At 57.3% G+C, this 26,959-nt stretch carries 27 protein-coding genes and 2 tRNA genes; 16 read left to right on the top strand and 13 right to left on the bottom strand.

Annotated elements, in window-relative coordinates:
* Positions 1 to 50 precede the first annotated feature (50 nt).
* Genes rpe through Abci_RS04960 form a run of 3 tightly spaced genes read left to right on the top strand, consistent with a single transcriptional unit; the run spans position 51 to position 3,985 of the window.
* Entirely contained in the window at positions 51 to 722 is a 672-nt protein-coding gene (gene rpe, locus Abci_RS04970) for a ribulose-phosphate 3-epimerase (protein ID WP_048838044.1), read from the top strand.
* A 49-nt stretch (positions 723 to 771) separates the two neighbouring features.
* The gene (locus Abci_RS04965; RefSeq protein WP_048838043.1) at positions 772 to 2,865 is read left to right on the top strand and encodes a heparinase II/III family protein; all 2,094 of its coding nucleotides are present in this window, start codon (positions 772 to 774) and stop codon (positions 2,863 to 2,865) included.
* A gap of 7 nt (positions 2,866 to 2,872) precedes the next feature.
* Positions 2,873 to 3,985 (top strand): glycosyltransferase family 4 protein, encoded by a 1,113-nt coding sequence (locus tag Abci_RS04960; protein ID WP_048838042.1) that lies wholly within the window; start codon positions 2,873 to 2,875, stop codon positions 3,983 to 3,985.
* An 86-nt stretch (positions 3,986 to 4,071) separates the two neighbouring features.
* Here Abci_RS04960 and Abci_RS04955 read toward each other — a convergent pair whose 3' ends face one another.
* From Abci_RS04955 to Abci_RS04930, 6 genes are all read right to left on the bottom strand, one after another.
* Positions 4,072 to 4,569 (bottom strand): hypothetical protein, encoded by a 498-nt coding sequence (locus Abci_RS04955; RefSeq protein ID WP_048838041.1) that lies wholly within the window; start codon positions 4,567 to 4,569, stop codon positions 4,072 to 4,074.
* 157 nt (positions 4,570 to 4,726) lie between these two features.
* Positions 4,727 to 5,401 (bottom strand): DNA polymerase III subunit epsilon, encoded by a 675-nt coding sequence (gene dnaQ, locus Abci_RS04950; protein WP_048838040.1) that lies wholly within the window; start codon positions 5,399 to 5,401, stop codon positions 4,727 to 4,729.
* Positions 5,398 to 5,985, bottom strand: a complete 588-nt coding sequence (gene coaE / locus Abci_RS04945; RefSeq protein ID WP_048838164.1) for a dephospho-CoA kinase — start codon at positions 5,983 to 5,985, stop codon at positions 5,398 to 5,400. Before coaE ends, dnaQ begins: the two co-directional genes overlap by 4 nt.
* A 72-nt stretch (positions 5,986 to 6,057) precedes the next feature.
* The gene (locus Abci_RS04940) at positions 6,058 to 6,930 is read right to left on the bottom strand and encodes a shikimate dehydrogenase (RefSeq protein ID WP_048838039.1); all 873 of its coding nucleotides are present in this window, start codon (positions 6,928 to 6,930) and stop codon (positions 6,058 to 6,060) included.
* Complete coding sequence (locus Abci_RS04935) at positions 6,927 to 7,730, bottom strand: N-formylglutamate amidohydrolase (protein ID WP_048838038.1); 804 nt, start codon at positions 7,728 to 7,730, stop codon at positions 6,927 to 6,929. The genes Abci_RS04940 and Abci_RS04935 overlap by 4 nt, the downstream gene beginning before the upstream one ends.
* Positions 7,731 to 7,850: 120 nt before the next feature.
* Positions 7,851 to 8,168: a hypothetical protein gene (locus tag Abci_RS04930; protein ID WP_048838037.1), complete on the bottom strand. Its 318-nt coding sequence runs from the start codon at positions 8,166 to 8,168 to the stop codon at positions 7,851 to 7,853.
* Positions 8,169 to 8,387: 219 nt separating this feature from the next.
* Between Abci_RS04930 and argH the strand changes: the two genes are divergently transcribed.
* The 5 genes from argH (at position 8,388) to Abci_RS04905 (ending at position 15,131) form a co-directional block, all read left to right on the top strand.
* Positions 8,388 to 9,830: an argininosuccinate lyase gene (gene argH / locus Abci_RS04925; protein WP_048838036.1), complete on the top strand. Its 1,443-nt coding sequence runs from the start codon at positions 8,388 to 8,390 to the stop codon at positions 9,828 to 9,830.
* 4 nt (positions 9,831 to 9,834) lie between these two features.
* The gene (locus Abci_RS04920) at positions 9,835 to 9,975 is read left to right on the top strand and encodes a hypothetical protein (RefSeq protein WP_181015816.1); all 141 of its coding nucleotides are present in this window, start codon (positions 9,835 to 9,837) and stop codon (positions 9,973 to 9,975) included.
* 165 nt (positions 9,976 to 10,140) lie between these two features.
* Positions 10,141 to 11,484, top strand: a complete 1,344-nt coding sequence (gene lysA, locus Abci_RS04915; RefSeq protein ID WP_048838035.1) for a diaminopimelate decarboxylase — start codon at positions 10,141 to 10,143, stop codon at positions 11,482 to 11,484.
* On the top strand, positions 11,481 to 14,255 hold the full coding sequence (locus Abci_RS04910; protein ID WP_048838034.1) for a DUF4175 domain-containing protein: 2,775 nt from the start codon (positions 11,481 to 11,483) through the stop codon (positions 14,253 to 14,255). Before lysA ends, Abci_RS04910 begins: the two co-directional genes overlap by 4 nt.
* Before the next feature lie 36 nt (positions 14,256 to 14,291).
* Positions 14,292 to 15,131, top strand: coding sequence for a trypsin-like serine peptidase (locus Abci_RS04905; protein WP_244877586.1), 840 nt, complete (start codon positions 14,292 to 14,294; stop codon positions 15,129 to 15,131).
* 16 nt (positions 15,132 to 15,147) lie between these two features.
* Here Abci_RS04905 and Abci_RS04900 read toward each other — a convergent pair whose 3' ends face one another.
* On the bottom strand, positions 15,148 to 15,474 hold the full coding sequence (locus Abci_RS04900; RefSeq protein WP_048838033.1) for an ArsR/SmtB family transcription factor: 327 nt from the start codon (positions 15,472 to 15,474) through the stop codon (positions 15,148 to 15,150).
* Between the two features lie 109 nt (positions 15,475 to 15,583).
* Between Abci_RS04900 and Abci_RS04895 the strand changes: the two genes are divergently transcribed.
* The gene (locus Abci_RS04895; RefSeq protein WP_048838032.1) at positions 15,584 to 16,675 is read left to right on the top strand and encodes an NADH:flavin oxidoreductase/NADH oxidase; all 1,092 of its coding nucleotides are present in this window, start codon (positions 15,584 to 15,586) and stop codon (positions 16,673 to 16,675) included.
* Positions 16,676 to 16,723: 48 nt separating this feature from the next.
* On the opposite strand, the gene panB is transcribed toward Abci_RS04895, so the two are convergent.
* Complete coding sequence (gene panB / locus Abci_RS04890; RefSeq protein WP_181015819.1) at positions 16,724 to 17,494, bottom strand: 3-methyl-2-oxobutanoate hydroxymethyltransferase; 771 nt, start codon at positions 17,492 to 17,494, stop codon at positions 16,724 to 16,726.
* Positions 17,495 to 17,705: 211 nt separating this feature from the next.
* Here panB and Abci_RS04885 point away from each other — a divergent pair.
* Positions 17,706 to 17,791: transfer RNA gene (locus Abci_RS04885), tRNA-Tyr, on the top strand.
* 222 nt (positions 17,792 to 18,013) lie between these two features.
* Here Abci_RS04885 and Abci_RS04880 read toward each other — a convergent pair.
* Together Abci_RS04880 and Abci_RS04875 are read right to left on the bottom strand one after the other, a co-directional pair.
* On the bottom strand, positions 18,014 to 18,538 hold the full coding sequence (locus Abci_RS04880; RefSeq protein WP_146806730.1) for a DUF4405 domain-containing protein: 525 nt from the start codon (positions 18,536 to 18,538) through the stop codon (positions 18,014 to 18,016).
* Positions 18,539 to 19,190: 652 nt separating this feature from the next.
* Positions 19,191 to 19,280: transfer RNA gene (locus Abci_RS04875), tRNA-Ser, on the bottom strand.
* A gap of 215 nt (positions 19,281 to 19,495) precedes the next feature.
* Here Abci_RS04875 and rplU point away from each other — a divergent pair.
* The 4 genes from rplU to proB all read left to right on the top strand — a co-directional run bounded on the left by rplU (position 19,496) and on the right by proB (position 22,541).
* Positions 19,496 to 19,810, top strand: coding sequence for a 50S ribosomal protein L21 (gene rplU, locus Abci_RS04870; protein WP_048838029.1), 315 nt, complete (start codon positions 19,496 to 19,498; stop codon positions 19,808 to 19,810).
* A gap of 53 nt (positions 19,811 to 19,863) precedes the next feature.
* Positions 19,864 to 20,133 (top strand): 50S ribosomal protein L27, encoded by a 270-nt coding sequence (gene rpmA / locus Abci_RS04865; protein WP_048838028.1) that lies wholly within the window; start codon positions 19,864 to 19,866, stop codon positions 20,131 to 20,133.
* 104 nt (positions 20,134 to 20,237) lie between these two features.
* Positions 20,238 to 21,257 (top strand): GTPase ObgE, encoded by a 1,020-nt coding sequence (obgE, locus tag Abci_RS04860; protein ID WP_048838027.1) that lies wholly within the window; start codon positions 20,238 to 20,240, stop codon positions 21,255 to 21,257.
* A gap of 153 nt (positions 21,258 to 21,410) precedes the next feature.
* The gene (proB, locus tag Abci_RS04855; RefSeq protein ID WP_048838026.1) at positions 21,411 to 22,541 is read left to right on the top strand and encodes a glutamate 5-kinase; all 1,131 of its coding nucleotides are present in this window, start codon (positions 21,411 to 21,413) and stop codon (positions 22,539 to 22,541) included.
* Between the two features lie 54 nt (positions 22,542 to 22,595).
* Here the strand turns inward: proB and Abci_RS04850 are convergent, their stop codons facing one another.
* The gene (locus Abci_RS04850; RefSeq protein ID WP_084597528.1) at positions 22,596 to 23,270 is read right to left on the bottom strand and encodes a hypothetical protein; all 675 of its coding nucleotides are present in this window, start codon (positions 23,268 to 23,270) and stop codon (positions 22,596 to 22,598) included.
* Between the two features lie 103 nt (positions 23,271 to 23,373).
* Positions 23,374 to 23,646: a DUF2312 domain-containing protein gene (locus Abci_RS04845; RefSeq protein WP_048838162.1), complete on the bottom strand. Its 273-nt coding sequence runs from the start codon at positions 23,644 to 23,646 to the stop codon at positions 23,374 to 23,376.
* A 259-nt stretch (positions 23,647 to 23,905) separates the two neighbouring features.
* On the opposite strand from Abci_RS04845, the gene zwf reads away from it, so the two are divergent.
* Together zwf and Abci_RS04835 are read left to right on the top strand one after the other, a co-directional pair.
* Positions 23,906 to 25,378 (top strand): glucose-6-phosphate dehydrogenase, encoded by a 1,473-nt coding sequence (gene zwf / locus Abci_RS04840; RefSeq protein ID WP_048838024.1) that lies wholly within the window; start codon positions 23,906 to 23,908, stop codon positions 25,376 to 25,378.
* Positions 25,375 to 25,818: a hypothetical protein gene (locus Abci_RS04835; RefSeq protein ID WP_048838023.1), complete on the top strand. Its 444-nt coding sequence runs from the start codon at positions 25,375 to 25,377 to the stop codon at positions 25,816 to 25,818. Before zwf ends, Abci_RS04835 begins: the two co-directional genes overlap by 4 nt.
* On the opposite strand, the gene Abci_RS04830 is transcribed toward Abci_RS04835, so the two are convergent.
* Positions 25,815 to 26,909: an alpha/beta hydrolase gene (locus Abci_RS04830; protein ID WP_084597527.1), complete on the bottom strand. Its 1,095-nt coding sequence runs from the start codon at positions 26,907 to 26,909 to the stop codon at positions 25,815 to 25,817. The two genes, Abci_RS04835 and Abci_RS04830, sit on opposite strands and share 4 nt — an antisense overlap.
* Between the last annotated feature and the right edge of the window lie 50 nt (positions 26,910 to 26,959).

Here is a 26,959-nt window from a genome sequence, read left to right as displayed (position 1 = left end):
TATTACACAACACAGTTGCGCCGTGCTGCGGTATTGCGGATAACCAAACCATGACATCCGTAGCACGCCCCCTTATTGCGCCAAGCATTCTCGCCGCCGACTTCTCCCGTTTGGGAGAAGAGGTTGCCGCCGTTGCCAAAGCTGGCGCGGACTGGATTCATCTAGACGTCATGGACGGGCATTTTGTGCCCAACATTTCGTTTGGCCCGCAGGTTGTCAAAGCTCTGCGCCCGCACACAACCTTGCCGTTTGACGTGCATTTGATGATTGAGCCAGCAGACCCGTACCTTGAGGCTTTTGCAAAGGCCGGAGCTGACAACATCCTTATCCATATTGAAGCAGGCCCACATGCCCACCGCTCCTTGCAGCACATTCGTGCTCTTGGGGCCAAACCCGGTATTGTGCTCTGCCCCGCCACCCCACCTGAAGCCGTGAGCGAGCTTATGGATGTGGTGGATATTATTCTGGTCATGACCGTGAACCCCGGTTTTGGGGGGCAGAAATTTCTGACCAGCCAACTTTCCAAAATCAGTCGCCTGCGGGACATGATTACCAGAAGCGGGCGGGACATCCGCCTTGCGGTTGATGGGGGCATAGACGCCACAACAGCCCCGCTTGCCGTAAAAGCTGGTGCAGATGTGCTGATTGCAGGCAGCGCCATTTACGCCCATGCTGACTATGCTGCCGCCATAGCCGCCCTTAAACCGCAGAGTGCCGAATAAAACCGGCTTCGCCTTTCCCGCCCTCTTGCTCCGGAGCAGAAAATTTCCAATGTCGTTGCGCCGCTGGACCCGTGATGCCCGCCTGACCCTTGCCATGCGTAACCCGCTGGGGGGCTTTGGCCGTGTTCCGTCTACCCCGGCTCAGACATTGCGCGACCCGTGGCCCGGCAACCCCACGGTCGGGGAGCGGTTTGTGCGCAACCAGACGCTGTTTGATGGCACTACGCGTCATCTCCAGCATGGCCAATGGGACAATCCAAGCTGGCCTGAGGCTTACCGCCGTTGGCTACAAAGTTTTGAATGGCTCCGTGACCTGCGTGAACTGGGGGCTGAATCAGCCCGCATTAAAGCCCGCAGTCTTGTAGCAACATGGGTGAGCATTCCGGGGCCAGAACGCCCTGTGTCTGATCCCGCCATTACGGGTGCGCGGCTTGCCTCCTGGCTGTCCTATTACGAATTTTTTGCCGCTGCGGCAGATGAGCATTTCCGACAGTCCCTTATGGCTGCCCTTATTATGGAAGGGCGCTCCATCATGGCGCTCATGCCCGAGGGTGCGGACAACTGGCACGCCCTGACCGCCCTGAAAGGACTGCTTGCCGTAGCAGTAGCCCTGCCCGAACAGCAGGACTTTCTGCACCGCTACCTCAAACTGATTGATGCGGCCATTACGCAGCAGTTTCTACCAGATGGCAGCCACATCACCCGCAACCCGGAAAATCAGCTTCAGGCCGTGCGTGAAATGGCCGAGATGCTGAGTATTCTTCAGACCTCCCGCTTACCACTCCCCACAGCGTTGATGGAAACGGCCAACCGCGCTGCCCCCGTGCTCCGCGCCATGCGCCATAGCGATGGCGGCCTGATGGTGTTTAATGGCAGCACCGAGCGGGACCCAAACTGGGTTGAGCATGTTTTAAGCCGAGCCTCCCGCAGCCGTGTCATGGCTGCCAGCCAGCCCGAAAGCGGATATGTCCGGCTGGCAAGTGGCCGCACTTTACTCTTGGCCGATGCCGGGACAGCCCCCCCGGCAGGGCATGACACCACAGCCCACGCGGGTATGCTGTCTTTTGAATTTTCGTCTGGCAAGCAACGTATTATTGTCAATTGCGGCTCCAGCAGCCAGCCGGGCTGGTCACAAGCTCTGCGCCATGCGGCCGCTCACTCCGTTCTGGAATTTAAAGACCTCTCGCCACTTGATCTAACAGCCGCAGGCGGTGTGGCGCGTCGGCCAAAAGTGACCCGCAACAATGCCAGCCTTGATGGTGCACACTGGCTGTACATGACCCATGACGGGTATTCCAAACAAGGCGGCGGCACCTACACGCGCCAGATTTATCTGGGCCGCGAAGGCCAGACCCTGCGTGGGGAGGAAACTCTACCGGGCGGCACCCGCACAGACTTCTGCGTGCGGTTTCACCTGCACCCCGATGTCACGATTGAACAGACGGAAAACGGCTTCCTCCTTTATACGGAAGAAGAAAGCTGGCTCTTTCAGTCAGATGCCCACGCAACAATAGAAGAAAGTGTCTATCTGGGTGGCACGCATCGTGCCTCGACCTACCAGATTGTTCTTACTCCCCTTCTCCCGCCCGTAGCGGAGGAAGCTGACCCCGTGGCCGATAGTGAAGAGCACGTCAGCGCACAGGATGAAACAGCCTATAATGAGGCTCCCTGTGATGCAGAACAGGAACACCCGGTATCAGACTATCAGGATGTGTCACAGTTCGTGCATCATGACACTCCCGACCACGACCCCTACCCCGCCTACCCTGAAGAACCGCAGCATTTTGAACCGGCTGCAGAGGACCAGCACACAACATTCCAGCAAGCCGAAGCGGAGGAAGATGATTACGCACCTATCCCGCGTGATCCGCCCCCAGCCGACAGCATCCCAACCCTACTGGCAGGGGTGACGCACCTGCATTATTCCACCTCCCACGCCCGGACAGCCAGCATGGCGGAAACCCTGTTTGCAGAACAGGCCCGTGCAGAGGAAGCCGCAGCCCGTCAGGCACGCCGCGTGGAAGAAGCCAGGGCTGCCGCAGCAGAAGATGTGTCCTCCCCGCTGCCTTTTGCACACCCCACACAACCCCAGCCACTTCCCTGCCCGCCTATTCGCTGGGCGCTGTCTCTTGTGAGCGAATGAGCCTTTCGTGAAAATTCTCGAAATTACCAATGTCGATTTCGCCCTCACGCAATTTATTCTCCCCCTCATGCGGAGCCTTCGGGATGAGGGGCATGAGGTCATTGGCGTGTGTGCGGATGGACCATTTCTCAAACAACCCAGAGCCGAGGGGTTCCGGGTTGAGACATTGCCTTTTGTCCGGTCTTTTTCCCCACTCGGTCAGGCTAAGGCGTTTCTGGCATTGGTGCGCCTTATCCGCCGTGAAAAACCGGATATGGTACACGCCCATATGCCTATTTCAGGCATTCTGGCGCGTGTTGCAGCCAAACTATGCGGCGTGCCGCACATTGCCTACACATGCCACGGCTTTTTGTTCAACCAGCCCGGCTCCAAAGGCAGACGCCTGCTTTCTCTTGTACTCGAAAAGCTATGTGGGTCGCTGACCAACACCTACCTGACTGTTTCAAAAGAGGAAGCAGCAGACGCCCGCCGCCTTCACATTCACCGCAGGCCCATTGCCATTGGCAATGGCCGGGATGGTACACGCTTTAAGCCCGACCCAATTGCACGCACCCGCATCCGTCAGGAGCTTGGCGCGGATGACGGCACGCCGGTCATTATCGCGGTGTCACGCCTTGTGCGTCACAAAGGCTACCCGGAACTGCTTGAGGCTATGGAGAGCGTGCCACAGGCCCAGCTCTGGGTTGTGGGAGACCGTCTGGACTCTGACCACGGGTCAGTGCTGAATGCCAGCTTTACCAAGGCGCGGGCTGCTTTAGGGTCACGCCTGAAATGCCTGGGGTATCGCACCGACATTCCGGCACTTTTGGCTGCGGCTGATATTTTCACCCTGCCGAGCCATTTTGAAGGCCTGCCAATGTCCATTATCGAGGCCATGCTGACAGGTCTGCCAGTGGTCAGCACCGATATTCGTGGCCCGAGAGAGCAGGTCGTGCAAAACGAGACAGGCCTGCTTGTGCCACCGGCAAAAGTAGCCCCACTGGCTTCGGCCCTGCGGACTTTGGCGCTCAACCCGGCCTTACGGCACAGAATGGGTGCTGCCGGTCGCCAGAGAGCCTTGCTTTATTTTGAAGAAAGCACCGTGTTGCGTAACACGGTGCAACACTTGATGCGGCGGTAAACCCACCTACAAAAAACAGGAAACTCTCTTGTCCGGCACGGGCCTTGACCCTGCCGGACTGTCAGAGAAACTGCGAAGAGGCTGCTTTATTTAGTGGAAGACGACGCTGGTTTGGATGCCTCTTTGGCTGAGGCAGCACCTTTCACCAAACGGATGGTCAGGCGTTCGGGCGACGCAGCCAACCGGGCACCACTCCGGGTGTAATCAAGACGGATGCGCACGCCGTTGTCGTTTTCCATCAGCACACCGCTGACACCGCGACCTACGGTCGCTTCCCCGGTTAAGGCCCAGAACGTACCGGCAAAATCTTCTACGCGGTTCAGGTTATACACCTTGCCAACGCTGACGCCACTTGAATAGCCGATAGCCGCAGCGGAGGCACCTTTGATGGTGAACGGATAAGTACGGTCACCGTAGGTCAAAATCCCTTGTCCCCACGTGTACCCTACACCCAGGTCTGCTGACCGCGTGTGGAAAGAAACCTTGCCTGTTTCCGGCCCTAATGGCGACTGAGCGCATGCGGTAAGGGACCACATGCTGGCCAAAGCCATAGCAGCAAACACGCGAACAGATGCAGAACGCATCAAGAGGCTCCTTACATTACGACTGGCGGACCATATCCTTGCCCGGCAGAGGCCTGAAAAACTGACGTCATACTGTTGTGCCATGTTTTAGAAGAAGAGGAAACACAACGCCACTCACAAATACCACTCACAAAAAAAATAGTACTCGTTGGAACCATTACGTATTCCAGACAGCATCACTCAGTTTTTCAACAAAGGCGCTGTGCGCCGCCATTTCCTGAGGGGTGGGAACAACGCGCACGACCTGACGGCGGGTTGGCGCATCATAAATAACACTGGGGGCCTGACCGCCCTCCGCCACCAGACCCAACCCGTGCTGGCGGCCGCCCATCAGTTCAACATACACTTCCGCCAGCAATTTACAGTCAAGCAAGGCGTTGTGGGTTGTACGGGCAGACAGATCGACCCCAAAACGGCGGCACAGGGCATCCAGGCTGTTGGGCATACCGGGAAAACGCTCACGCGCCATATCCAGTGTATCCACCATGCGCCCCATATCCAGCGGCTTATGCCCCGCCAGTTTCAGTTCCGCATTCAGAAAACCAAAGTCAAACCGGGCATTATGGGCAATCAGCGCATCATCCCCGATGAACGCCATGAAGTCCTGCACCACCTCTGCAAACTTTGGCTTACCTTCAAGGTCGGCCCGCGTAAAACCATGCACGCGGCTGGCTTCCTCGGGCACATCCCGCTCAGGGTCGAGCAGCACATGGAAAGTGTTGCCGGTTGGCAGATCCCCCACCAGTTCAAGCGCTGCAATTTCAATCACTCTATCGCCGGTCGCCGGGTCCAGCCCCGTGGTTTCCGTATCAAACAGGATAGAGCGTTTCATGACGTCAGAACTTTCAGGAAAGAGCGCACCTGCCGCCGTGTTTCTGGCAAGGCTACGCCGGTTTCTATAACTGTATCGGCCAGCAGCCTTTTACGGGCATCCGGCATCTGGCGGGCAATCAGCTTTCGGGCCTCTGCCACCGGCACGCCACGCCTGCGGGCAATACGAGCGGCCTGTATCAACGCGGGCGCAGACACAACCAGAACATGGTCACAGATCCGGTTGCTCCCGGTTTCAAACAACAAAGGAACATCCAGCACAACCCATGCTGTGCCAATGCGCCGATGATAGGCCAGAAAACGGTTGCGCGCTGCCCATACCAGTGGGTGCATCACCCGCTCAAGCTGCCGGAGCAAACCGGGCTGCGCAACAACGGCACGGCGTAATACCCCACGGTCCAGATGATCATGCTGTACAGCCCCAGGCACAAGCGCCTTGATGGCAGGCAATGCTGCTCCGCCATCAGCCTGAAGCGCACGCACTGTTGCATCGGCATCAAAAACAGGCAGGCCAGCTTTGGCCAGCATGGTTGCAACCGTGCTTTTGCCCATCCCCATGCCGCCAGTCAGGCCGAGAATGTGCAAACCACCATGACACTGCCTGCGCTGGATCACCTGCCCTCCTGCCATAGCCTCTACTAACCAAATCTGCGCTGGTTACAGACTGGCACGCACATAAGCCTCAAGTTCCGCATCTACTTCCGGGTCATGCCCGTACCATTCCCTGAAACCCAACCGGGCCTGATGCAGGAGCATACCCAGCCCACCAACGGTTTTCAGGCCTTTTTGCTCAGCCTCTGCCAAAAGTGGGGTCAAGCGCGGGACATAGACAATGTCCGCCACAACCAGATGGGGTGCGGCATGCTGTAAACTCGGGCGGAACATCGGGTCCGGGCCGCCTTCCATCCCGAGGGACGTGGTGTTGACCAGCAGGTCATAGGCTCCCAACCGCTCCTCCCACACATCCCACGGCACAACGTCCAGACCGGACAATGCGTGTGCCAGTGCCTCTGCGCGGTCCTGCGTCCGGTTACTGACAGCAACCTGAACCCCGTGGTCCTGCAAGGCCGCAGCAACAGAGCGCGCGGCCCCGCCCGCCCCAAGCAGCAAAGCCCTACCTTTGGGGGTATGGCCTGCACTTTCCAGACTGGCCACAAAGCCGTCCCCATCCGTTGAAAGCCCACGAATGGATCCGTTTTCTTCAAAAATAAGCGTGTTTACAGCGCCTGCGCGCCGGGCAGAATGGTCAAGCTCATCCGCCAGAGCATAAGCAGCCTCTTTATGCGGTATGGTGACGTTTGCCCCCCTGAACCCGGCCGCCTGCAAACCTTTGACAGCTAGAGCAAACTGTTCCGGCTTTACGGGCAGTGGCACATAGGCTCCATCAATCCCATAGCGGGCCAACCAGTAATTATGCAGGCGTGGCGAGCGGGAGTGGGAAACCGGCCATCCCAGCACACCGGCAAGACGCGCCTTACCTGTTACTCTCTGGCGCGGAAGGTCGGTGAGGTCTGGCTGCCTGGTACTCATACCGTTGCATCCTGCATCTGGGCTGTGGGCTGGTGTGCCGGGTACTGCGCGCAAAACAGCGCCCACGCTTTTGGAAGCAGGCGGGCAAGGCGCTCAGCCCATTCTTCCTGCCCCTCCGGCTCAGTAATCAGGTCTTGCCTGATCTCAATTTCCATATGCGGCAGGCCGCGTTGCTCACCATGTTTGGGAATAGTGTAGTCCGATGTTTCCGTGAGCGCGTAGGGCTGATTATCCCCAACTGTCAGGCCTTCCTGTGCCAGAAGGTCAATCATAATATGAGCAAGGCGCGGGTCCCGGTTATGCAGCAAGCCTACCTGCCAAGGCCGTGCAACAGCGTTCATGCTCGGCGTAAAGCTGTGCAGCGCCACAACAACGGTGGGCCTGCCCAACCGTGCATCCAGCTCCTGCGTAATCCGGTCATGGTAGGGGTGAAGAATGGCATTTTCCCGCGCTGCACGCTGCGCGGCTGTCAGGTCCTGATTGGCCGGAACCTGTGTCCCATCACTGACGGTCACGATGGAGGTGGGGTGCCCCGGTGCCCGGTTACAGTCAATCACCAGACGGGAATAAACCTGCTCTATCAGCACACAATGTAATTTACGGGACAGGGCACGCCCTACCCCGTCAATCCCGATATCCCAGCCGATGTGCCGGGCACGCTCAGCAGCACTCAGCCCCAAACCGTCCATCTCTGGAGGAACAGCCTGCCCCGCATGGTCACTGACCAGCACGAACGGGCTCCCTCCATCCGTGCCAAAAACTGCAACGCATGGGGGATAATCCGCTTCTAATGCCGCCATAACCTTATCTGCTCCGTTCTCTCTCACGCCTTGCGCTGGTGGGCGCATCTTACTGGCCGCGTGCACTTGCACAGCCGTGGATGGAACGCCCACGCTTAAAGGCGCTCCAGCCAGATAGTTTTAGTTTTTGGGGGTGGAGGTAAAGACGCCAACTTCCTCGGCGCGGTCCCGCACCAGACCGGCATCACCGCCAGCCAGACCTTCTTCATCCAGCCCGGAGTCGGTCAGGTTATAAACCAGGTAGGCCGGGCCTTTCCCTTCCAGCGAGTTTTCACCGCCTTCTGCGTAAACGCGACCGCTCACGTAGTCAGCACCCCGCATTTTGGTTTCAAGGCGCTTCACGGCTTCAATGGCATTGGGTGCGCGGATCACTTCCAGCAGGACGTTGGGGCCGGGGTCAATCACGCCGAATGTCTCAAGTTTCTGGGTCGTGCTCATAAAAACAAACTCCTAAAATAACGCGTTAATCCTACTCTGTCAGGATAACTTCTCTGCGGCTAGGCCAAAAGCGGTTGGCGTAACAAGGCTGCCCCGCTACCAAAACAGATGGGAATTATGCTGCCGTGTGCAACTGCCGTTTGCGCCAGCGGCGTTGCATCAGTAGGGTGCGGGGTTTCTCCCATCAGGTTTTTCTAAGGACACGGGTAAGGGCTGGATATGGCTGCGGGTAGCGACAACACAACAGAAACGCCATCAAAGGCAGACGCCAACATGCAGTGGGGTGGCCGGTTTGCAGGCGGGCCATCCCAGATCATGCAGGCTATCAATGCGTCAATCGGGTTTGATAAAGCCATGTGGCGGCAGGATATTGCCGGGTCTCTGGCCCACGCTGCCATGCTGGCCCATACCGGCATTATCTCGAAAGAAGATGAAGCAACCATCCGCAACGGCCTGAACAGCATCGGGCAGGATATTGAGGCTGGCAACTTTGAATTCTCAGAGGCGCTGGAAGATATTCACATGAATATCGAAGCCCGCCTGTCTGACCGGATTGGAGAAGCAGGCAAACGCCTGCACACCGCCCGCTCCCGTAACGATCAGGTTGCAACAGACTTCCGCCTGTGGGTGCGGGATGCCATTGACGGGCTGGACCAGCAGGTGGCCTCCCTTATGCGGGCGCTGGCACAGCGGGCGGAAACCCATGCATCCGACCCCATGCCCGGCTTCACGCACCTGCAAACAGCCCAGCCTGTGACGTTCGGCCACCATCTGATGGCCTATGTAGAAATGCTGGCCCGTGACCGGGGCCGTCTGGCGGACACCCGTAAACGCCTGAACGAGTGCCCCCTTGGGTCCGCAGCCCTCGCCGGAACATCCTTCCCCATTGATCGCAAAATGACCGCTGGCCTGCTGGGTTTTGACCGGCCTACCGCCAATTCTCTCGATTCCGTCTCTGACCGGGATTTTGCTCTGGAATATCTGTCCGCCCTGTCCATCATGGCCATGCACCTCTCCCGTCTGGCGGAAGAAATTGTCATCTGGTGCTCGTCCCCTTTCTCTTTTATCCGGCTGTCGGATGCCTTCACCACCGGCTCATCCATCATGCCGCAAAAGCGCAACCCGGATGCTGCTGAACTGGTACGCGCCAAGACTGGCCGCATAACCGGCAGCCTTGTCAGCCTGCTTACGGTCATGAAAGGCCTGCCATTGGCCTACGCCAAGGACATGCAGGAAGATAAAGAACCGGTTTTTGCAGCAACAGACGCAGCCGCCCTGTCTCTGGCCGCCTGTGACGGCATGATCCGGGACATGACCGCCAATACCGCCCAGATGCGCGCCCTAGCTGGGTCAGGCTATTCCACAGCCACAGATATTGCGGACTGGCTGGTGCGGGTACTCAAAACCCCCTTCCGCACGGCCCATCACGTTACTGGCCGTCTGGTTGCCAAGGCTGAAGCCAAGGGCGTTGATCTGGCAGAACTGACGCTGGCAGAAATGCAGGAAGAAGAACCCGGCATTACGCAGGATATTTATTCTGTTCTCACCGTTGAAGCCTCCATTGCCTCCCGCACCAGCGAGGGCGGAACAGCAGGCAGCAATGTGCAGCGTGAAGCCCGCAAATGGCTTGATCTGCTCAACACCCCAACAGACAAGGCCTAAACGCATGATGCGCTTCACCCTTGGTATTCTGGCCCTGACCATGCTGGCACTGCCTCTGGCTGGCTGTGGCAAAAAGGGTTCCCCTCATGCGCCCGGGCCTGCGGACAAGGTTATTTACCCTCGCTCCTACCCGGCAAACGACTAAGCACGCCCCCGCACGGCATAGCCAGCCTGCTGTGCGGGGTGTGGTCTTTTTGCCCCTGCACGGGTAAGACTTCGTGCGTGTAGGGTGGGGTAAATCGACCATTTATTGCCGGATACTCCGCCCGTGCTCACTGTTTCTTTCTGACTTCAAGGTTGCAGACCCCCTATGGCCGACGCCCTTCCCTATACCGATGCCGACCCATCCGTTGCTGAGCTTCTGGCAACGCATCCACACCTGAAGATGGATGGCATAAGCGGCTTGCTGATGGATGGGGTGCCCCTTAACGCCATAGCCAATGCCGTGGGCACACCCTGCTGGGTGATCAGTGCCGACACAATCCGCGCACGCATGGGGCGTCTACGCGCAGCCATGCAGCAGGCAGAACTGGATGTCTCCATCCATTTTGCCGTTAAAGCCAATGATCATCTGGCCGTTCTCTCGCTTTTAAGAGCAGAGGGCTATGGTGCCGATATTGTCAGTGGTGGCGAACTGGCGCGTGCCCTTACAGCGGGTATCCCGGCCCATGACATCGTTTTTTCCGGGGTGGGAAAAACGGATGCCGAACTGGAGGAAGCCCTACGCGTTGGCGTGGGCCAGATTAATGTAGAAAGCGCTGAGGAACTTGAGATTCTGTCAGCCCTCGCCCAGAAACATGGGCGTACGGCCACCATCACCTTGCGGATCAACCCGGATGTGGATGCCAAAACCCACGCCAAGATTACAACCGGTCTGGCAGCCAACAAGTTTGGTATTCCGTTTGAAGACGCAGCAGCCCTTTATGCTCATGCAGCGCAATTACCCGGTATAAAGCCTGTCGGGTTTGCAACCCATATTGGTAGCCAGATTTTGTCTGTTGCACCCTATCGGGCTGCTTATGCCCGCATGGCAACACTTATCGAATCAGTCCGTGCGCAAGGCCTGCCGGTAACAATCATGGATTGTGGCGGCGGCCTTGGCATTTCCTACCGCACGGAACCGGAAGGCCAACCCGAAGCTTTGGCCGGAGCCATAAAAGCAGAATTGGGCCATTTGGGGCTAAAGCTTGCCATTGAACCCGGGCGCTGGCCGGTAGGCCCTGCTGGCGTACTGCTTGGGGAAGTTATACTGCACAAGGCGCGCGGGGAGGATGCCCCGTTTGTTGTGCTGGATACCGCCATGAACGATCTGCTCCGCCCGAGCATGTATGACGCGTGGCACGGCATCGTTCCCCTGAGTGCGCATGATGCTGCAAGCCCCACCGCTCTGGCGCATGTGGTCGGCCCAGTTTGCGAAACGGGAGACACCTTTGCCCGTGACCGCCTGCTCCCACCGCTGCACCGTGGGTCCCGCGTAGCCATTCTGGATACAGGCGCTTATGGTGCTGTCATGAGCTCAACATATAATAGCAGGCCTCTGGCTGCCGAAGTGTTGATTGATAACGGCACATGGCACGTTATCCGTGACCGGCAGCCGCTCGCCAGCTTGTGGCAGACAGAAACCGTTCCCTCCCACCTTGCCGGAAAAAGATGACAGCAGGTGACCTGAAAAACAGTCTGGCCTCAAGCTCGGCGCAGAATGGCTCCCTTGCCGCACGGCTTGCAACAGCACGCCGCAACGCGGCACTGGTTTTGCGCCTTGAAACGCTTTGGCCTGCCCTTCAACCCACAGTCGGGTTGCTGGGTGTGTATACGGTGGCAAGCCTTCTGCGCCTACCGCAACATCTGCCAGATGGTCTTCGGCTTGTCGCAATTACCGGATGGTTAGGCCTGTGTGGCTGGCGGTTATACCGTGACCTGACCAACCTTAAACCACCAAGCCCCAGCGCTATTGACCGGCGCATTGAAAGTGCGTCCGGGCTTACCAACCGTCCCCTCGCTACCCTGACAGACAAACCTGCTGGCCCTGCGGATGCCAAGACATCTGCACTCTGGGCCGAGCATCAGCACCGTGTTCTGTCAAAACTCGGCACGCTCCGGGCGGGGTGGCCTGCCCTGCTCCCGCGCACGCGCGTGCATCAGGCTCTGGCTGCCGCCGTGCTGGTTGCTGTGGCGGGTACGGCGTTTATCGCCGGACCTCATGCCCTTAGCCGCATCGCCGCCGGTTTCATTCCTGGCCGTGATGATGCAGACGTCCCGTTACCCCACATTGAAGCATGGATAACCCCCCCGGCTTATACGCCAGATGCCCCGGTTTTTCTTGGCTCTTCAAAAACCAGCCCCAGCGTGCCTGAGGGAGCAAGACTGACGGTTATTGTCACCGGGTTAAAAACCCACCCCACGGTCCGTGCGGCCAAGGGTATGGTGCTAACAGATGAAGCCACGCAAACGCTGGATGCACAAAGCTGGAAGCTGGAGGTCTCTGTTAAGCATACGGGGCTTATCACACTGGCAGGGCGTGGGCGTGTTCTGGCCCAATGGCCTGTTACCGTTCTGCCGGATGCCCAACCTTCTGCCAAATGGGGAGACAAACCGGGTGCTGGCAAAGGTGAGTGGCGGACACGCCTGCCCTTTGAAGCCGCCCACGCCTATGGCCTGAGTGCTTTGTCTGTCGAGCTACACCTGACGCATCCGGGTAAAAACACTCCGCCCCGTACCCTGACCATTCCCCTCCCCCTATCGGGGCAACCCAAATCCACCAAAGGGGCCATAACACCTGATCTTTCAGAAGATCCGTGGGCGGGGGAAGAGGTCACAGGCCAGATTGTTGCCCGCTCCATCAGCGGTCACGAAGGCAAAAGTGCCTCCGCCACGTTCCATCTTGGGGCACGCGCCTTCCATTCCCCTGTAGCGCGCGCCGTGCTGGAACTCCGTAAACGCTATGCTCTGGGCCGCGAAAGCCGCAATGGCACCGCAACTGATCTTGAGGCTTTAGGCGAGACTCCAGGCCCAATTTATGATCACACAGGTATGTTCCTGAACCTGACCAGCATTGTCTCCATGCTGGAAAATACACGCATTGAGCCAGAAGCGGCACGCACGGGTGCTGTCAACATGCTGTGGGATCTGGCGCTAGACATAGAGGACAGACGCAAGGGTGATGATGCCTCTGCGCTGGCATCCTTGGATGTAAGAGCAGCTCAGGCTGCTGTGGCCCAGCAACTCCGGCACATGCGTGAGGATGACAACAAGAGCCAGCAGGCGCGGGAGGAGCTGGAGCGCCGGATGCAAACGCTGAAAGACGCCATTGCCCGCAAAATGCAAGCTCTGGCGGCACAAGCCATGCGTGAGCATACTGCCATTCCAGACCTGCCGGGCTTCTCCCGCGCTGGGGACAAAGCGTTTTCCAAGCTGATGCAGCAGCTTGAGCGTGATGCCACCAACGGTCAGTCCGGTGAGGCTCTTGAGCGCTTGCAACAAATGGAAGACGCCACTGAGCGCATGCGGAACGCCACCCCGCAGGATATGGCGGCCATGGCCCAGCAGACGATGGCGCGGGCCAAAGTGCGGGAGCAAACGGCGGCCTTGCGTGACCTGACCAGCAAACAGGCCAGCCTACTGGACCATGCCCAGTCCAGACTGGATGAAGTTTTGCGTGCCCAGAGCCGTGAACAGAATGCGTTGGCCGATGATGGTGGAGACGGTGACCAAGACTATGGCAGCATGCCCACCGGCGAACTGTTACGCAGGCTTGGCCTACCTGTCCCGCCCGATGCTGGCACTGCCGCACCGCCACCCTCCCCCATGCTGGACCCCGCCAAAGCGGAAGAACAGGCAGCCGCCCGCCGTACAGACCGCGCAAACCAGAAAGCACTTACCCACGCGTTGGACGAGCTGAAAGACGAATTCAAAAGCCTGACCGGCAAAACCCCTGCCGCTTTTGAAGACGCTCAAAAAAGCATGAAGGATGCCCGCAAGGCGCTAGCGGATGGGGAGGACAGTGCGGCAGCCACGGCGCAGGAAAAGGTGCTTGAAGCCCTGCGCAAAGGCCGCCAGCAGATGCAGGACGCCTTGAAGGGCAACGGCAAAAACGCCATGCCCAGTTTCCTGCCCGCATTTGGTGGTAGCGGCGGCGATGGTAGCGGTCAGGAAGGCCAAAGCCAGCACGGCGATGGTGGCTCCACTCCAGATGATGAAAGTGACGAAAACGGTGACCAGCAAAAGCAGCAGGGCAAACGGGACCCACTAGGCCGCCGCCTTGGTGAAGGTGGAGATCAGGCCCCGGACGATGGCACCCATGTACCAGATACGGTTGCCCGCCAACGTGCCCGGGATATTGAACAGGAACTGCGCCGCCGCGACTCTGACCGTACTCGTCCGCAACAGGAACTGGACTATCTGGACAGGCTCCTCAAACCGTTCTGACGCCTGTTTCTAGAAGAATAGCGGGAGACATACGCCATGGTCGCACGCCATCACCCAGACCATCCTGCCATGCGCCAGAATACGGCTTCGACCGGTGCTCGACCCGTGACCTTATGGCTTCATAAACGCCGTATGGTGCTTGCAACCTGTCTTGGGTGGATGGCTCTTTTTCCGGCTCCCTCAAGCCATGCGCAAGGGCCAGCGTACCGTGATCATCTTGCTGGTGTTGGCCCACAGGACCCTCGGCAGAAAGTTGATACACGCCAAATGCCATGGGCTGCCATTGGGCGGGTGCAAACAGAACTTGGCAGCCGCTGCACAGGCTTTTTGCTAAGCCCTGTTGTGGTGCAGACCGCAGCCCACTGCCTATGGCTTTCCGCCACTCATCGGTTTGTGCAACCGGAGAGTGTGCATTTTCTACTCGCTTACAGTGGCGGTCATTACAGTGCTCATGCGCGTGTGACGCACTTCGTTATTCCACCGGGCTACACCACAGCCCAGGAAAGCCAGATGGCAGGGTTGGACCACGCGACTCTTATTCTGGACAGCCCGGTGGCGAAACCTGACGCCGTTTTTCATGTCACCGCCACACCGCAGGACGTCACACCGGGTACGCCCGTCAGCCTTGGTGGCTATGAGCAAAATCAGCCAGATATTATCACTGCAGATACACACTGCCACCTGACCGGCACTACGCAGGACGGGCAAGGCAACCTGTTGCTAGCCCATGACTGCGCTGGCACACACGGCAGTAGTGGTGCCCCTCTACTCCGGCAAAATGCAGACGGATGGCAGGTCATAGGCGTTCAGGTTCTAGCCCGCACAGCAGGAGCGGGCGGAGATGCTGTACCGCTACTGGCTACAAAAACACCTTAATTTTCGAAAGGTTCTCTTAACCAGCCCGACACTCTTGCTCTGACTGAGCAGCCTTTAACACCGCCGAAAGCAGGCCGGGAAAACGCTGCTCCAGTTCCGTATCTCGCAGGCTGTTCATATGCAGGGCACCTACCACTTCCGTGCGCACAACACCTGCGCGGCGCAACACCATGAAATGATGCGATACCGATGACTTGGGTCGTCCGGCTTGCAGTGGCCCACACGGCTGAGGCTGCGCTTCCGCCAGCTTTTGCACAACAGACAACCGGTACGGGTCTGACAAGGCATGCAAAACGGCCGTGAGGTCAAACGCCTCTACCAAAGGGTGCTCATACTGCTTCATGCCCTCCTTTTAGCGCCATGCCCTTGCTTTACTCAATAGTTCGACTATATTCGAACTATTGCCCGTAGCCTGTTGCATCAGGCTTCGCCCAGCAGAAAAGGTTCATAGCATGACCGGTCTTTTCACCCCTTACACGCTTAAAGACGTAACACTCCGCAACCGTATTATTGTTGCTCCCATGTGCCAGTATCAGGCGCAGGATGGCCTGCCCAATGACTGGCATACGGTGCATTATAGCGCCCTCGCCCGCGGTGGTTCAGCACTTGTTGTGGTGGAAGCAACTGCCGTTTCCCCCGAAGGACGCATCACCCCCGCCTGCCTTGGATTGTGGAACGATGAACAGGCCGCAGCATTTGCGCCCGTCGTTGAGGGCATTCGCAAAGCGGGCGCGGTACCGGGCATCCAGCTTGCACATGCCGGACGCAAAGCCAGCGCCAATGTTCCGTGGGAAGGCGATGACCATATTCCCGCACAAAACCCCAAAAGCTGGCAGCCCATAGCGCCCTCCCCTATCGCGTTTGGTGGGGATCTAAACCGCACGCCAGAAGAAATGACGCTTGATGATATCACCCGCGTAAAAGCGGATTTTGTTAAAGCGGCAGAACGCGCACGGGATGCCGGTTTCCAGTGGTTGATGCTGCATTTTGCCCATGGTTACCTCGCGCAGAGCTTTTTCTCGGCGCACTCCAACCAGCGAACAGACCAATATGGTGGCTCTGCCGATAACCGCGCTCGCTTCCTGATTGAAACATTACAGGCCGTCAAAGCTGTCTGGCCTGAAAATCTGCCGCTTTCCATCCGCTTTGGTGTGATTGAATTTGACGGACGGGATGAAGAAACATTTCAGGATTCCCTGAGCCTTCTGAAAAAACTGCGTACCTCCGGTCTGGATTTTCTGGATGTCAGCATAGGTTTTTCCACCCCTGAAGCCAAAATACCGTGGGGCCCAGCCTTCATGGGGCCTTGGGCACGCCGCACAGCGGAGGAGACCGGACTTCCCGTTTCAACATCCTGGTATATTAGTGAAGGCAGACAGGCGGATGCCCTGATCCGTACAGGCGGCCTGGATATGGTTTCCCTCGGTCGCCCGCTGTTGGCCAATCCACACTGGCCTTTTGAAGCCGCTAAAGCTGTCCATAAGACGGACCCTGCCTTCGTACTCCCCTCACCCTATGGCTGGTGGCTCAGCCGCTATAAGTAATCTCGGGCCTCTTACAGGGGCAGGTATCATCCCTGCCCCTGATCTTTTTTATTTCCCTTTTGGCAGGCCAACACACTGTTCAGCACTGGGGAACTGGCGCTGACGGACAGCATGTGCGTAGTCCGCTACAGCTTTATCAACCTGTTCCGCCAAATTCCCGAACCGTTTGACAAAGCGGGGCGTGAAGTCCGTAAAAAGCCCTAGCATGTCTTCTCCCACCAAAACCTGCCCACCACAGGCGGGAGAAGCACCAATCCCAATCGTGGGAATAGGCAGTTTCTCGGTAATGGCACGCGCCAGAGGCTCCAATGTGCTTTCAATGACTACGGCAAAAGCACCGGCATCTGTCACAGCCTGTGCATCCTGCATAATCTGTTCGGCCTCCTCTCCGCGTCCTACGGTCCGGAAGCCGCCATGCGTATGCACGGCCTGCGGTTTCAGCCCGATATGGCCAATAACAGGAATGCCACGCTGGGTCAGAAACTGAATGGTTTCGGCCATTTCTACCCCACCTTCCAGTTTCACGCATCCCGCACCTGTGCGCGCCATAACCTCCGCAGCAGTCTGAAACGCCTGCTGCGGGCTTTGCTGATAACTGCCAAACGGAAGGTCAATAGCCACACAGGCATTCTGGCTGCCACGCACAACAGCCTGCCCATGCGCAATCATCATCTCTGTGGTCACACCCAGAGTGGAGTCCATGCCGTACACCACCATTCCTAAGGAGTCCCCTACCAGCAACAGGTCACAATGCGGGTCCATCAGCCGTGCCATTGGCGTGGTGTAGGCTGTGAGGGAGACGATAGGCGTGTCCAACATACCCAGCGAACGGGGGGTATGCCGCCTGGTGCCTGTATGTTTGCTCAAAACCTGTTCTCCTCATCAAAAAATAGCACTGGTTCCCGGCATCATACCCACCAACGACAGCTCTATTCCATGCCACGCATTTTTTTTCAGGAATATTGCCTCATATTGGACAGAGGGCGTTGACAAGAAACCGTCAGACCTTTAATTCACCCCTCAACAGCCTGGATGGGTGCCCGAGTGGCTAAAGGGGGCGGACTGTAAATCCGCTGGCGTACGCCTACGTTGGTTCGAATCCAACCCCATCCACCATTTTCCTTAAAAACTAAAATCGCCACTGCTTAGCATTTTAAGCGCTTTTTGCGTTTCAATACCTATGCCTGCACGACAGTTAAGCTTTGGCGTCAGAGCACTTTAATCCAATATCATCCGGTGGACATGCCGCGTCATGGCAGTCCACACCCTCCACCCCTTTCCGACATACTCATGCGTAGAGTGTGTTTCGAGCTTTCTACGCAGCGCAGAACTGCCTCCTTAATTTTTATCCCGGTGATTACGGCCTGAGGACTGCTGCTTACCTTGCATAAGGGCAAGAATTACCTCATTGGCAGTACGATTATTAGCTTTAGCAACCTGCTCGACCGTTTCATCTGGTACGTCCACTGTAATTTTCTGAACACGCAAGCGCTCCACTACACCATCCGTATTTGTGCCAAACAAAGGCGCCAGATCGGCTAAAGGCGCTTTGGTGACCATACCAGCTAAACGAAAAGCAACCTGTTTATTCCCAGCCGGATTTCCAGACGGCTGCACGAAAAAATAGACGCTTGCTAAAACCCCAATAAAAATAGGAGCGTATAATAATCCTCTACGGCCATAATTGACCAAGGGGGTCCAGTTTTTGATCAGATGAAGTGCGAAGACCAGCAGCAGAACCATGCTAAGCCATTCATGCATGGGGTGAAACGCCATCGGCCCCCAATGGAAAAATAACGCCACACCCGTAACCGTAGAAATAAGAAAGAAAACGGTTGTAAATGGCGTGCCATATTTGTTCATGAATTTTGCAAACTGCCCGCGGTTACGTGGCGCGGGCAACTTTACGTGCGTTGTGGCAGATGGGTCTGCGGGCATCATGAAAACCTCAGGTGAAAGCCTTGAAAGAATTAATCAGGTATAATTCGTCCTACTTTCATTTTCCCCGCAAGACAGCCTGAAGCATTCAAGGGTTTTTCCGAGAAGTTTTTCATATTTATGTCAAAACAGACTACCCACTCCTACCAGTATCCACAAAAAGTCTTTGCCGCAGACCAACAATACTCCGTGCCTTCACAAGCGATTTTTTAAAATTGGTGAATTTTTCGTTTACTTAACCAGCCAATGAAAAGCCGGAAGTGTCAGCAAAGCCTTGTATTGCTGTTTGTCTACAAAGAGACCGATTGCCTAACAAAGCCAGAGCATAATCCGAGCAGTCTGGTAATTAGATAGAAAAGAGAAAGCTATGCGTCACGCCACCTTAGTGGGCGGCTAAATAAATTTCCGAATGGATAATCTGCTTACGCAGTTGTTGACAGGTATGAACAACACATCAACGTGGAATAAGCCGCAAGCCACACCCTCGTACACGGTATATTGCTTAAACCTAATACTTAGTTCAATGCACCGTAATATAGAATATTTAGAACTGTACTGGATGGCTATATCCATCAAATGGCGGAGAGATAGGGATTCGAACCCTAGGTACTATTGCTAGCACAACGGTTTTCGAGACCGCCCCGTTCGACCGCTCCGGCATCTCTCCGTAAGGTGTGGCTTATAAGCACGGTTTTCAGGCTGCGCAAGCAGGTTGGCCGCAACTTCCTGTTGACGAATGCGGCGCCTACCCCGTAAAAGGCCCAACCACTCCACAAAGATGGAGGCATGTCGCATGCGCGGCACAAGAACAAAAAGCGTCCAGACCCCTCGCCTGCACACCGCCGCGGGAGGTTGAGAGATCGGAAAGAGAGATCATTTAGTATGTTCGCAGTTATCCGCACAGGCGGCAAGCAGTACCGGGTTGAGCCCAACATGGTGCTCAAGGTTGAAAAGCTCGAAGTTGAAGCTGGCGCAACCGTAACGTTTGACGAAGTTCTGGCTGTTGGTGGCGAAGGCTCCACCACCATTGGTGCCCCTATCGTGGCTGGCGCTAAGGTTACAGCAACTGTCGTCGCTCAGGACCGCCTCAAGAAGGTCATCATCTTCAAGAAGCGCCGCCGGCAGAACAGCCGCCGCAAGAATGGCCACCGTCAGCCGGTTACCGTTCTGCGCATTCAAGAGATCAACGCCGCCTAATCACCCTTTCACAGGGTATTAAGAGCAGGCAAGACCAGGAGAGGACTTAGGTCATGGCACAAAAGAAAGCTGGCGGTTCATCCCGCAACGGGCGCGACAGCGCCGGACGCCGCCTTGGCGTTAAAAAATTCGGTGGCGAAGGCGTTATCGCAGGCAACATCATCATCCGCCAGCGCGGCACGAAGATGAAAGCTGGTGCTAACGTTGGTGTTGGTCGTGACCACACCCTGTTTGCCCTGATTGATGGCAGCGTTCGTTTTGAACGTCGCGCTGAAGGCCGTGTGCACGTTTCTGTGGACGCACTGCCGGCTGCTGCTGAATAAGCATTAGCGTTTCCACCACGCGTTTTTCCGTGGCTGGAACAGCAGAAGGGGCCGGTCCTCAAGGATCGGCCCTTTTTTGCATCCAGCCGCCCTGAAGGTATCCCATGAAGTTTCTTGATCAGGCAAAAATCTATGTCCGTTCGGGCGATGGTGGAGATGGTGTTACAGCCTTCCGCCGGGAAAAATATATCGAATTCGGCGGCCCGGATGGCGGGAATGGCGGCCGAGGTGGCGATATTATTTTTGAAGCCGTGCCCAACCTGAACACCCTGATCGACTTCCGGTATACCCAGCATTTTCGGGCACGGAAAGGCGGAAACGGTGCGGGGTCTGACCGTACCGGGGCCGCGGCGCAGGCTGTTGTCATTAAGGTGCCAATTGGCACCCAGATTATGGATGATGACCGCGAAACCCTGCTGGCTGACCTTGATGAGGCAGGTAAGCGCATTACCCTGTGCCGCGGTGGCGACGGTGGGTTTGGCAATGCCAACTATAAAAGCAGCACCAACCGGGCTCCACGCCGGTCTGATAAAGGCTGGCCGGGTGAAGAACGCTGGGTATGGCTGCGCCTGAAACTAATTGCAGATGTGGGTCTGGTTGGTATGCCTAATGCTGGCAAATCCACCTTCCTGTCTGTTGTGTCTGCGGCCCGCCCCAAGATTGCTGATTACCCCTTTACAACACTACACCCGCAGTTGGGTGTTGTGCGCCTTTCCATGACCGAAGAGTTCGTTATTGCGGATATTCCCGGCCTGATTGAAGGCGCGCACGAAGGCACAGGCCTTGGCACACGCTTTTTAGGGCATGTTGAACGCTGCGCCGTGCTCCTGCATCTGGTTGATGGAGCTGCGGGCAACGTGGTTGATACGTGGCGCACCATCCGCCACGAGCTGGAAGAATATGGTGGTGGCCTTGCGGAAAAGCCAGAAATCATCGCGTTGAATAAAAACGATGCCATGACCCCGCAGGAAGCCTCTGCTCGCCGCCGTGCTTTGGAAAAAGCCAGTGGTGCGCCGGTTGTTCTTATTTCTGCAGCAACCCATCAGGGCGTGCCTGAGCTGCTGCGGACTATTCAGAACAAGGTGACAGCCATACGCCAGGAAGAACGCGACAACGCGTCCTGACACCACGCTGGGGTAACAAAGTTTTACTTCTGCTGCCCCAGCTTTTCATTTTTTGCGTTTACTTGTTGCGCTAACGGATACACCGTGCGGCCAGACTATGCTTTACTGCGCTCCCAGTTGAGCCTTTAAGCTTTCTGCACAAACGGATTTGACATGATCGGACGCGCCTCCCTCCCCTCCCTTGCTTCTGCACGACGCCTTGTCGTTAAAATTGGCAGCGCACTTGTTGTGAATGCAGATAAGGCCGCGCCACGACAGGACTGGTTACGTAGTGTTGCGGCAGATATTGCGTCATTACGTAAGCAAGGCACGGATGTGGTTATTGTGTCCTCTGGCGCTATTGCGCTGGCCCGCCATACGCTGGGCCTGACAGCAGGCCCGCTCCGTTTGGCAGAAAAACAGGCTGCGGCAGCCGTTGGCCAGATCAGTCTGGCACAAGCTTGGAGCGATGCCCTTTCCGCCCATGGTCTGACAGCCGCCCAACTTCTCCTGACACCGGACGACACGGAAGACCGCAAACGTTACCTGAATGCGCGTGCCACTCTGGAAACCCTGTTGGGCCTTGGCTGTGTACCAGTCATTAACGAAAACGATACGATTGCCACTGCGGAAATTCGTTTTGGTGACAATGACCGCTTGGCAGCCCGCGTCGCCCAGATGATTGATGCAGACCAACTGGTGCTCCTGTCCGACATTGATGGGCTTTATACGGCAGACCCGCGCACAGACCCCGCTGCCCAGCACCTCCCGATTATTGAAGCCATGACCGCAGAAATCGAAGCCATGGGAGGAGAGCCACCACCCGGTTATTCTTCTGGCGGTATGCGAACAAAGTTGCTGGCTGCCAAACTGGCAACACGCTCCGGTTGCGCCATGGCTATTGCTCTGGGCAAAACGGACCACCCCCTCCGCGCCTTGTTGGAGGGCGCGCGTTGCTCATGGTTTTTACCACAGACATGCAGCCAGACAGCCCGCAAACAGTGGATTGCTGGCAGCCTGACCCCTGCGGGAGAAATTATGGTCGATCCCGGCGCGGCAGAAGCCTTGCAGCAGGGTGGCTCTCTGCTCCCGGCTGGTGTCAAAGGAGTGCGAGGCAACTTCACACAGGGGGATCTGGTCACCGTTACGGACGAGACCGGACGCCTGCTGGCCCGTGGCCTGTCTTCTTATGATGCGGACGACGCCCGCCGTATTGCAGGCCATCGGTCCTCAGAACTCATGAGTATTCTCGGCTGGCAGGGCCGCGATGAATTGATCCATCGTGATGATCTGGTAATGGTCTGAGTTCTGCCCATAAAAAAGGCTCCTGTAGAGGAGCCTTTTTATCATGCAGCCACTTTATGCTGATGGTGTACGCGGTGGCCAGTTTAACACAGGCTCTGTCCGTCCCATTTCCTGCTGCGCCGCATACGGCTTGCGCAGGCTTTCACGCTCACGGCTAAAGTCGGGCCGGTAAGGTAACTGGTTGGCATCTGGTGCCCGGTCACGCCAGACTTCATCCACGCGCCGTTCCTGACGACCAAACTCATCGCGCCCCTTCGCCTCTTCGTGCCACGGCATACGACGGCCCGTGGGCCCGTTGCTGCGCTCTGGTGCACTATGGGGTACGGGAGGCGCATCCTGCCGCGGTTCATAGGCATCTGACACACGTGGCGCTCTGACGGGTGTCAGAACTGTCGGGGCTGGAGGCACCACGGCTGGTTTGGGTGGCTCAGGAGGCCGGATTTCCTCCACCACAGCCCGCAGTTGCGGCGGGTCTGCAGGCCGGTCAAACATGTCACGTGACAGATTGCCGGTCTCTACCACGCCTTGTGCTGATGCCAGCCGCATGGAAATTGCCCGCACATCAGCATGCAGTTCCTGCACCTGCAATTCCAACTGGGCCAGCCGCCCTTTTACCCCAAAAACGGCAAAGGGCATCATCAGGAAACCCAGCCCGAACACCACAGCCACTGCCAGAAACAGGAGCTGTGCCCAAAGCGGCATCCATTCAGGAAAAGACACTGACATCATGTTTAACAGACCCCACGCGCCATCATCTATGGCCTAGTCTTATACCGGTCCGCCACGCGCTTGGCACATGCGCGGCACGGTACGCAACCAGACACCTTAATTCTTACATACCCAGTGCACGACGATAGATATCAAGCAGGGTTTCCTGCTCCTCAATCTCGGCCGGTTCCTGCTTACGCTGGCGGATGATCTGCTTGATCACCTTGACATCAAACCCGGCGGACTTTGCCTCGGTAAAAATGTCTTTAATGTCGCCAGCCAGCGCCTTGCGCTCTTCCTCAAGCCGCTCAACACGTTCGATAATGCTGCGCAGACGGTCTGCGGCAATACCACCTACAGCGGCATCTTCCCCACTGGAAAAACCTTCGGTATCCATGCGTCTGTTCCCCTGTTCGCTTGCCGTGGCCAGAGCCTTGACCATGCAGCACCCCTGCATGCTAGACCAGACCACCAAAGCGGCGGGCTTATCGCGCACAGCGCGCGCGGTCAATTGCCTTGACAGCCAGAGGCCTTGCAGACAAACCCTCTCGCAACACGCGCCCCCTGTTGCAGTTGGCTTGTGGCCAGCTTTGTACCACTGCCCTCCGGCTGCCGGGGCAAGAGGCTTGTCCCCTATCTTGCGGAAGTAAAACACCATGGCTCACATCAACCAGATTGATCCGTTTGATTTCGTCATATTTGGCGCAACGGGCGATCTGACCATGCGTAAGCTGTTGCCAGCGTTTCTGCGCCGTTTCCATGCGCAGGAATTTACGGCAGACGCCCGGATAGTGTGCGTGGCACGCTCAGCGCACACGCCGGAAAAATTTCGGCAGCAGGTTCGGGCAACTCTCAAGGAATTTGCGCCTGAGACAGCAAAAGACTCTGCCGTGCTTGAGCGCTTTCTGGAGCTTGTCACGTATGTCGCGCTGGACGCGACCAAGCCGGAGAGTGACTGGACAGACCTGAAGGCCGTTTTGGCGGACCCAAGCCGGACGCGCGTCTTTTACCTTGCCACGGCACCGGGGCTTTATGCGCCGCTCTGTGCGGCCCTGTCCACGCATGGGCTGATAACACCCCTCACTCGTGTCGTGCTGGAAAAGCCCATTGGGGTCGATCTGAAAACGGCTACCGAGATCAATGACGGAGTTGGTCGCTTTTTTGCGGAAGACGCCATTTACCGGATCGACCACTATCTGGGCAAAGAAGGCGTACAAAATCTTCTGGCCCTCCGTTTTGCCAACCCTGTGCTGGAAAAACTGTGGAACTCTGACGCTATTGCTCACGTGCAGATTACGGCAGCAGAAACAGTTGGTGTGGGGACACGCGGCGCATATTATGACGAATCTGGCGCGATGCGGGACATGGTCCAGAACCATCTGCTTCAGGTTCTGTGCATGTTGGCCATGGATGCTCCGGCCTCTCTCAGCGCTGATGACCTCAGAAACGAAAAGCTGAAAGTTCTTAACGCCCTGCGCCCCATGACACCCGATATGGTGCGGCTCAACGTCATTCGTGGTCAGTATGTTGCTGGTCGCATTGATGAGCAGAAGGTATGTGGCTACACAGAAGACTTGGGGCGTTCCCGCTCCTCCCACACCGAGACGTTTGTGGCCATCCGGACCAAAATTCGCACCTCGCGCTGGGGCAACACCCCCTTCTATCTGCGCACAGGCAAGCGCATGGCCGCCAAGACAACCGAGATTGTTTTGCAACTGCGCCCACAAGTCTGGTCCATTTTCTCCAACACGCCCTCTCCGGGGCGTCTGGTTATTCGTATTGGGCCGGAAGAGGGTGTGTCGCTCGTTCTGGCAACAAAAGACCCCGGCGTTGGCGGGTTCCGGGTCCGCAATGCTGACCTGAGCATGTCTTACGAAAAACAGTTCAACATCGCGTACCACGATTCGTATGAGCGTCTGCTGCTGGATGCGGTACGTGGTAACCCGGCCCTGTTCATCCGCCGGGATGAGGTTGAGGCGTCCTGGCGCTGGATTGAACCTATCCTGACCTCATGGCGGGAAGCGCAGTCTCCGCTTGAGCCTTACCCGGCGGGTAGCTGGGGCCCCGCTTCCACACGCGCCCTGCTTGCGCGTGATGGTGCACTCTGGCACGAAGATATGCTGACATGAGCAAAAAACCGACCCTGACCCCACGCGGTCCCTTCAAAAAACGTACCCTGCGGCAGCATATTGTGCGCCGCCTTATGCTGGTATTGCCCATTACCGTGCTGGTCATTGGCCTTGCCAAAAGCGGGGTGCTGGACACAATGGCAGACCGTTACACGTTCCGGCCTGAAAGCTGGTTTGATGATACGGCACTGGTACGGCACCTGCGCGTGCTGGTGACCCATAACGGGATGTCGCACGACAACCCGGACTGCCTGCTGTTTGTTGTAAACGGCAATGACCCCTCAACCGGGTCCCGCATTGATGTCATGCAGAAGCATTCAGGCACCTGCCCCGGCCCGAAAGATGACCTGCCAAAATTGTTTACTCTGCGGGTTGACCGCCTGAACCGGACGATCACGTCCGATCAGGGGTCTCCGGGCACGTTTCACCCCATCCCTTAACGGGACGCCGCAAAAGCCCCCCGCAAGGCTCTGCCACCCTCCCGCAGGGCCTTTTTGCCGTATGGCATAAACGCATAAAAATTCAGGAAGCCATGTAAGGCTCCCTTGTAGCAGTCATACTGCACAGCAACGCCTGCACGCCTGAGTGCCTTGGCATAGGCCGCCCCTTCGTCCCGCATTGGGTCACATTCCGCCGTGATGATCACCGCAGAAGGTAACCCGCGTAGATCCGGGCTCTCACCGGGTACGAAGCGCGGGGCTGACCAGTCTTGTGGCTGTGCAATGTAACACTCTCCATACCACTGCATGGTCCGGCGGGAGAGGAAATACCCCTCCGCATAATGTTGGTGAGACGGAAACTCCCGCGCACCGTAAAGCGAGGGATAATATAAAAGCTGGAGCAGCGGCATAGGGGCCAACCCTGCCTTGGCATCCTGTGAGACAACAGCAGCAAGATTTCCGCCTGCACTATCTCCGGCAACCGCAACAGCCCCGCCCCAGAACCTGCGTGAGAGGTCTGATACCCAACGTAGAGCACTCAGGGCATCATCTGCCGCGGCAGGAAAAGGATGTTCCGGAGCCAGCCGATAGTTGGGCAACAAAACCGCGGCACCGGAAATTCGGGCAAGGCGGCAGCACATACCGTGGTGCGAATTCAGGCCGCAATGCACAAAGCCGCCCCCGTGCAAAAACAGCACCGCGCCTTTTATGCGGCCCCGCGGCAGATAAAGCTTTGCCGCCATAGGCCCGGCAGCCCCAGGTACCTGCACCCGCACCACGCGCCGCACTTGCAGGGAGGAGAGGCCAACCGGGAACGAAGGGGCATCCATAGCCTTGCGCAGAGCTTTGAGAAAACCTGCTTGGGTGCGGTGAGACGCCGCAGCCTGCTCCCGCATGATCTCGGTAATATCGTCCTCACCGTGTTCAGCGGTAGGAGTTTCAGGCACAGCGTCATGACGCGGGGCGTGCGCGGCTTTCTTTTTGCGCACCTTGCCCGCCTGCATGCGCAATGCCAACAGCAATAAGCGCGAGGCCATGTTGGGACGCACCGGATCTACTCTCTTGGCCCTGTGCATTACACTCTCAGCCATCAGATTTCCTGTCCTTCCCTGACTGTGTGACACGACGCAATAAAGTGCCG

Origin of the sequence: Acetobacter cibinongensis (assembly GCF_000963925.1) — a bacterium.
Classification (GTDB): Bacteria; Pseudomonadota; Alphaproteobacteria; order Acetobacterales; family Acetobacteraceae; genus Acetobacter; species Acetobacter cibinongensis.
This window is presented reverse-complemented; position numbering and strand designations above follow the sequence as displayed.